This window comes from Mycobacterium sp. (genome assembly GCF_035603715.1).
In the GTDB taxonomy this organism is placed as follows: Bacteria; Actinomycetota; Actinomycetes; order Mycobacteriales; family Mycobacteriaceae; genus Mycobacterium.
In genome coordinates, this window is record NZ_DATNJW010000620.1 from 1 (window position 1) to 7419 (window position 7419).

Annotated in this window: 3 protein-coding genes; 1 reads left to right on the plus strand and 2 read right to left on the minus strand. The window is 66.0% G+C overall.

Annotated elements, in window-relative coordinates; all coding sequences use genetic code 11:
- Positions 1-82 precede the first annotated feature (82 nt).
- The gene (locus VN856_RS25305) at positions 83-3376 is read right to left on the minus strand and encodes a LuxR C-terminal-related transcriptional regulator (RefSeq protein ID WP_325694444.1); all 3294 of its coding nucleotides are present in this window, start codon (positions 3374-3376) and stop codon (positions 83-85) included.
- 163 nt (positions 3377-3539) lie between these two features.
- Here VN856_RS25305 and VN856_RS25310 point away from each other — a divergent pair, with 163 nt between their 5' ends.
- The gene (locus tag VN856_RS25310) at positions 3540-4880 is read left to right on the plus strand and encodes a glycosyltransferase (protein ID WP_325694446.1); all 1341 of its coding nucleotides are present in this window, start codon (positions 3540-3542) and stop codon (positions 4878-4880) included.
- Between the two features lie 112 nt (positions 4881-4992).
- On the opposite strand, the gene VN856_RS25315 is transcribed toward VN856_RS25310, so the two are convergent.
- On the minus strand, positions 4993-7419 hold a 2427-nt coding region (locus VN856_RS25315), incomplete at its 5' end, for an MMPL family transporter (RefSeq protein ID WP_325694448.1).

Sequence of the window (7419 nt, forward strand, 5' to 3'; positions counted from 1 at the left end):
ACTATTCAGCGGGCGTAGCCTCCGGCGATCGGACACATCAGTGACCGACACCTGGCACCGGCGGAGGCGCCATTTCCGTGGGTCAGCTGTGCTGGGCTGCTTCCTGAGCGAGCTGCACTCGGGAGGTGAGGCCCAGTTTGGTGTAGACGTGGGTGAGATGGGTCGCCACGGTGCGTGGCGAGATGAACAGCCGCGTGGCGATGTCTTTGTTGGAAAGGCCCTGCCGGACAAGCTCGATGACGTCCCGCTCGGTCGGGGTCAATGATCCCCATCCGCTGGTCGGGCGTTTGCGTTCCCCTCGTCCGCGTCGCGCGTAGGCGATCGCCTCCTCGAGAGTGAGCCCTGCCCCTTCTGCCGCAGCGGTCTCAAACTCGCTGTCGCCCAACCCGTCCCGCAGAGACGTGATCACTGTCTGGTAGCCCGCGTCATACACCTTGTACCGTACGATCCCCATCGGGCGTCGTAGCGCATCGCCGGCGCCCAGCAAGCGGGCGGCTTGTCGGTGACTGCCGGCAGCGTGGGCGATCACCGCCAGGCATTCCAGCGCATCCGGCGTCATTGCGTGGGCGTCGACGGCGACCGCGACGGCCAGCGCGTCGTGCGCGTCGCGTTCGGCTTGCTCGGGTTCGCCCTGTGCGATGGCCACCCGGGCCCGCGCGACCAGCGCTGCGGCCCGGCCCGCGCCCTTCGTCAAGGCCACGGCCTCCTCCGCATAGCGTCGGGCCGTGGGCAGATCGCCGCGGGCAAGGGCGATTTCGGCGATCGGGTTGGCGTTGGCGCCCGCCACGGGCTGTGCAAGCAGACACTGCCGCGATACCTCGCCAGCCTCAGCGGCCGCCGCGACGTCGCCGGCGGCCAGGGCTGCCCTCGCCAGCGGCGCGTATCCGACGCCCTCCATGAAGCCGCCGAACTCGGCGCCCACCATTGCGGCGCTGGCCGCTGCTTCCCGCGCCGTATGCGTGTCACCGGTGTACGCCAGGGTGTGGGACAGGTGGGACAGTGCGGAGAGCTGTCCAAGCGGATCGTGGGCCGCCTCGGCCTCGCCGGCCAGGGCACGGAACTCGGCAACGGCCGCGACAAATTCCGCGTGCTGCATCAAGGCGGTGCCGATGCCCCAGAAGCGGCACATGTGAGCGACGAAGCGGTCACCGATCTCCTCGGCGACCCGGCGCCCTTCCGTGCCGGCCGCCAGCCCTGGGCGTGGTTCACCGGCGACGGCCGCGGTTTTGGCCAGGAACCACAGACCTTGGCTCAATCGCCGCGTGTCGCCGGCCCGCCGGGCCAGATCGATCGCTTCGGTGAGGTAGGTGCGCGCCGTGTCCGTGTCGTAGACGGCGCTGGCGCCGCAGGCGAGCAGCGACCGAGCCAACAACTCCGGCTCGCCTAGCTCTCGTGCGATCGCCACCGATTGCTGGGCCCGCTCCAACGGATCGGGGATTTCGATCACCCCCGTCAGCAGTGCCTGGTCGGCGAGCGCGCGGGCATGCACTGCCGGCGCCACCGTCAGCGCATCACCCTGCACTTGGGCGAAGATGCCGGCGAACCAGGACAGCCCCTCGATGAGGCGCCCGCCCGACAGCCACAACGGCTGCAGGGACGACACGAGGCACAATGCGTGCTCGAGATCGTTGTGATCACGACTCCAGCCGAACGCGGCCCTCAGATTGTCGAACTCGATATCGGCCTGCTCGAGTCCGACCCTCCCGCGGGCCAACGGGTCCGGCGCGTCCAAGTCGGCCACCAGAGCCGTGTAATGGTCGCGGTGGCGATTACGGACTTCATCGGCCTCGCCTGACTCGCCGAGCTTTTCCAGCGCATATTGGCGCACGGTCTCCATCAACCTGTACCGCGTTGCGCCGCCGGTGTTTTCGACCACCACCAGAGACTTGTCGATCAGCAGGGTGAGCAGGTCCAAGACTTGATGGCGTTGCACCGGTGCGCCGCCGGCGACGGCGCGGGCGGCGTCGAGATCGAAACCGCCCAGGAACACCGCCAGCCGGTGAAGCACCATGCGTTCGGGTTCGGTGAGCAGCGCGTGCGACCAGTCGACCGATGCGCGCAGCGTCTGCTGTCGGCGCACAGCCGTGCGCGCACCGCCGGTCAACAACCGGAAGCGGTCATGCAGGCTATCGAGAATCTCGGCCGGCGACAGGGCCCGAATCCGCGCCGCAGCCAGCTCCACCGCCAACGGCATGCCGTCGAGCCGCTGGCAGATGTCGGTGACCGTGTCGGCGGTGTCAGCGGTGATGGTGAAGTCGGGCAGGACGCGTCGGGCCCTGTCGGTGAACAACTCCATGGCCTCGTCGGCCAGTGACAGCGGCGGTACCCGCCAGGTCACCTCGCCGGGGACTCCGATCGGTTCGCGGCTGGTCGCCAACACTGTCATGGCGGGGCATCCGCTCAACAGCGCGGTCGCCAGCTGCGCGGCCGCGTCGAGAACGTGCTCACAGTTGTCCAGCACGATCAGCACACGCCGGTCGCCGATGAAGCGCAGCGCAGTTTCCGTGGCCGACCGGCCAGGCTGGTCGGGCAGGCCCAGGGCACGTGCTGCGGTGACCGCCACGAGTGCGGGATCGGTGACCGGCGCCAGTTCGACACACCACACGCCGTCGAATTCGGTTGCCACCTGGCCCGCCACCTGCAGCGCCAGCCGGGTCTTACCGATGCCGCCCGCGCCGGTCAGGGTCACCAGCCGGTCCGCGCCGAGCAGACCTCGCACCTCGGCCAGCTGGCCCGCGCGCCCGACAAAGCTCGTCAGCTGCACCGGAAGATGCTGCACCGCAACACTATCGGTGGTCCGTAACGCCGGGAACTCGGCGGGCAGATCGGGATGGCACAACTGCATGACGTGTTCCGGGCGGGGCAGGTCACGCACGCGGTGGCTGCCCAGGTCGGCCAGCCACGCGTCGGCGGGAAGCTGGTCGGCCACCAAATCGCTTGTCGTGGCCGACAGTACGGTTTGTCCGCCGTGGGCTAGATTCCGTAGCCGCCCGGTCCGGTTGATAGTCGGGCCCACATAATTGCCTTCGTCGCGCAACTGCACGTCCCCGGTGTGCAGCCCGACGCGCAGCCGCAGCGGGGCCAGCGGCGCCAACTGCAACGCCAAGGCGAACGTCACCGCATCGGACGCCCGCGCGAACGCCACCACGAAGCTGTCACCCTCGCCCTGCTCGACCGGGCGCATCCCGTGATGGGCGGCGACTAATTCGGCCAGCGTGCGGTCCAGGTTGGCGATGGCCGCGGTCATCTCGTCGGGCGCGGTCTGCCACAGCCGGGTCGAGCCCTCGACGTCGGCGAGCAGCAAAGTCACCGTTCCCGTCGGCAGCAGCTCGCTCACACCCAAATCGCTCCAGTTCGGCGGATCAATCTCGCTCATGCTAGCCAGCTTCGAGCACCCACCTGCCCGGAAACATCAGTACTTAGTCGTAGATTGCGGCCCGATATACGACCCCCGCGTCCGTGATCTACGTCCTTTTGCCAATGGTCTGCACCCCGGGCCACGGGATCCTCGAGGTTGCCCACCGATTAGAGGAGGAGCGATGTCGTCGATCATCATCGCCGCTTGTCCGGTCCATGGCCATGTCACGCCGCTGCTGACGGTCGCGAGGGGGTTCGTCGAGCGCGGCGATGACGTGCGGTTCATCACCGGAGCGGCGTTCGCCGATCGGGTCACCGCGACCGGTGCCGTGCACATTGCGTTGCCGCCCGACGCCGACTTCAATTTCGACGATCTGGAGGCGACGTTCCCCGAGCGTGGCGGGTTGAAGGGCATCCGGGCGATCACCTTCGACGTGGAGCACATCTTCGCGAACCCGGCCAAGTCGCAGTACGAGGCGGTCCTGGCCGCCCACACGGCGCGGCCGGCAGACGTCGTGCTGGCCGACCAGGGATACTTCGGCGCCATGTTCCTGCTTGCACATCGCCGCCCGATCCGCCCGGCTGTCGTCGTGTGCGGGGTCCTCCCGCTCGGTATCCCCAGCGCCGACACCGCACCGTTTGGCCTGGGTTTGCCGCCGGCACGGCTGTTCAACCGTCAGCGCAATGCCGTCTTGGCGGCGATGAACCGTCGCGTCTGGTCGCGGGCCAACGATATCCTCGATCGGCTCCACCGCGCGGTGCATGGCCAGGGTCTGCCGGGCCAGATACTGAACTGGTACACCTGGGCTGATGCGATGGTCCAATTCACCGTCCCCTGCTTCGAATATCCCCGCTCCGATGCGCCGCCCTCGCTACATTTCGTCGGCCCGCTGGGCGCCACCGGCTCACGGGCGCCGTTGCCGGATTGGTGGGGCGACCTGGACGGCTCGCGCCCCGTCGTCCACGTCACGCAGGGCACGGTGGCGAACAAGGACTACGCCCAGGTGATCGAGCCGGCTCTTGAGGCGCTCGCGAATGAGGATGTGCTGATCGCGGTGGCGACGGGCGGTCGCCCGCTTGACACCTTGCCGCCGCTGCCCGCCAATGCGCGCGCCGCGGAGTACCTGCCCTACGACGAATTATTGCCCCGCACGGACGTTTTCGTCACCAACGGCGGGTACGGCGGAGTCCAATACGCCCTGCGCTATGGCGTGCCGATCGTCGCGACCGGCGGCAAGGAGGACAAACCCGAAGTGGGCGCACGGGTCGCATGGTCCGGCAGTGGTCTGCGCCTGCGGACGGAGCGCCCGACACCCAGAGCCCTCCGGCGGGCGATCCTCGCCGCTCTTCGCGAGCCCCGCTACCGCCAAGCCAGTCGATGTATCGCCGCGGAGATGCGCGAATATGCCGGGTTCGCCACCCTCGTCGACGTCGTCGAACGACAGAGCGCGGGCAATGGTTCGACGCTTCCAGCCACGTGGGTACAGTCCGGGACGCACATTGGAACCGACCCTCACCAGTAGTGGACCAATTCACCGGGTCTCGTCGCTTGCCTGTGAATTCGCGGATTAGCTTGATGCCAATCTCAGTCACAAGACGTTCGCGACCGCCGAATCAGCCTGCCGCGCAGGGCAACTAGACCTTCTGTACGACTCCGGCTTCAGTTTCGTCTTCGATGTCACGGTGGATCAACTCGCGCACCGCAGGACGCGAGCCGTACGGCCGCAGCATGACGCTGGCCGGGCGCGGACGCACATGCTGCGGCCACCAGAACCAGCGTCCCAGCAGGGTGGCCAGTGACGGCGTCATGAACGACCGCACGATCAGGGTGTCGAACAGCAGACCCAACGCGATCGTGGTACCCACCTGGGCCATCACCTTCAGCGGACTGAAGGCGAACGTAGCCATGGTGGCGGCGAACACCAGACCGGCAGAGGTCACCACTGAGCCCGAGCCGGCCATCGCACGAATCGTGCCCGTCTTGAGTCCGGCGTGGATTTCTTCTTTGAACCGGGATATCAGCAGCAGGTTGTAGTCCGATCCGACCGCCAACAGCAGGATGATCGCCATTGCGAGCACCATCCAGTGCAGCTTCATCCCGAGGATGTACTGCCAGAGCAGCACGGAGAGCCCGAATGAGGCGCCGAGTGAGAGCAGCACGGTACCGACGATCACGAAGGCCGCGACAACGCTTCGGGTGATGACCAGCATGATGATGAAAATCAATGTGGCCGCTGCAATTCCGGCGATCAACAGGTCGATGTTGGACCCGTCGTGCATGTCCTTGTACGTCGCGGCGGTGCCACCCAGGTAAACCTTGGCGCCCTCCCATGGGGTGCCCTTGATCGCCTCGTGCACGGCTTGCTTGATCGGTTGGATATGGCTGACGCCTTCAGGAGTCGCCGGGTCGCCTTCATGCGAGATGATCAACCGGACCGCATGGCCGTCGGGCGACATGAACTGCTTGAGACCGCGCGCGAAATCTGGGCTCTTGAACGCTTCCGGCGGGAGATAGAACGTGTCGTCGTTCTTCGCCTTATCGAACGCATCGCCCTGAGCGGTGGCGTTGTCGGACTGCGCTTTCGCCTGTTGGTTCAGCCCATTCGTCGTGGCGTAGTTCGACATGATGGTGTCGAGATTGTGCTGCTGGCTCTCGATTTGCGGTGGTATCAGCGCCACCAGCTTCGGCTGAATCTGATCCAGCTTGTCGAGATTCGCGCTGAGATTCTCGATGTTCTCGCTGACCTGGTCGATGCCGTCAAGAGCGTTGAATATTGACCGCACCGCCCAGCACAGCGGTACGTCGTAGCAGTGCTTCTCCCAGTAGAAGCCGCTGCGGATTGGCCGGAAGAAATCATCGAAGTTCGCGATGTCGTCACGCAATGACTCGGTGATCTTCACGGTTTCTTTTGTGAGCTTGGTGGTTTCGTGCGTGGTGTTGCTGAGGTCCTGCGTGACCTGCATCTGCTCATGCAGGGTTGCCATGGTTTTCTGAAGCTCAGCTGCTTGCTTGAGCAGGTTCTTCGCCTGCTCCTCCTGGTAATGCTGAGTCTGGATCCGGCCCGCGGCTTGCGCGCCCATCTGAAAACCGAGGGTGCTGTGGTCGAGTGGCGTGCCCAGCGGCCTGGTGATGGTCTGCACGCGACCGATACCCGGGATGTGGAAGACCGCTTTTGCGACCTTGTCGAGCACGATGAAGTCAGCCGAGTTACGCAAGTCGTGATCGGTCTCGATCATCAGCAGTTCGGGGTTCAGCCGAGCCTGGTCGAAATGCCGGTCGGCGGCCGCGTAGCCCACGTTGGCCGGGGTCTCTGCCGGCAGGAAGTGACGGCTGTCGTAATCCGTTTGATAGCCCGGAAGGGCAAGCAGGCCGACAAGGGCAATCGCGATCGTCACCGCGAGAACCGGTGCGGGCCAACGGACGATGGCGGTGCCGATGCGACGCCATCCCCGGGTTTGCAGCTTTCGCTTCGGGTCCATCAGCTTGAAGAACGAAGCCACGGTCAGCACTGCCGGGCCCAGGGTCAACGCCGCGAAGACCGCGACCAGCATGCCGACGGCGCAGGGCACGCCCAGTGACTGGAAATACGGCAACCGGCAGAAGCTCAGGCAGTACATCGCGCCCGCGATGGTCAGCCCCGACCCCAGCACGACGTGCGCGGTGCTGTGGAACATCGTGTAATACGCCTCTTCACGTGTCTCGCCAAGACCGCGGGCCTCGTGGTAGCGGCCGACGAGAAAAATCGCGTAGTCCGTTCCGGCGGCGATCGCCAACAGCACCAGCATGTTGTTGGCGAACGTGGAAAGCCCCATGATGCCGTAGTTCCCCAGCGTCGCGACGACACCGCGGGCCGCTAGCAATTCGACGAACACCATGAACAGCATGATCAGAACGATGCTGACCGACCGATAGACGAATAGCAGCATCACCAGAATCACCAGGATGGTGACGAGGGTGACTTTCGCGACGCCCTTCTCGCCCGCGTGGGACTGATCGGCGATCAGCGGACCCGCCCCGGTGACGTAGGCCTTGATTCCCGGCGGCGCAGGCACCGAGTCCAC

What these genes read in the sequence shown, in the direction of transcription:
- VN856_RS25310 (WP_325694446.1), top strand. Translation starts at nt 3,540, where the DNA reads ATGTCGTCGATCATCATCGCCGCTTGTCCGGTCCATGGCCATGTCACG.
- VN856_RS25305 (WP_325694444.1), bottom strand. Translation starts at nt 3,376, where the DNA reads ATGAGCGAGATTGATCCGCCGAACTGGAGCGATTTGGGTGTGAGCGAG.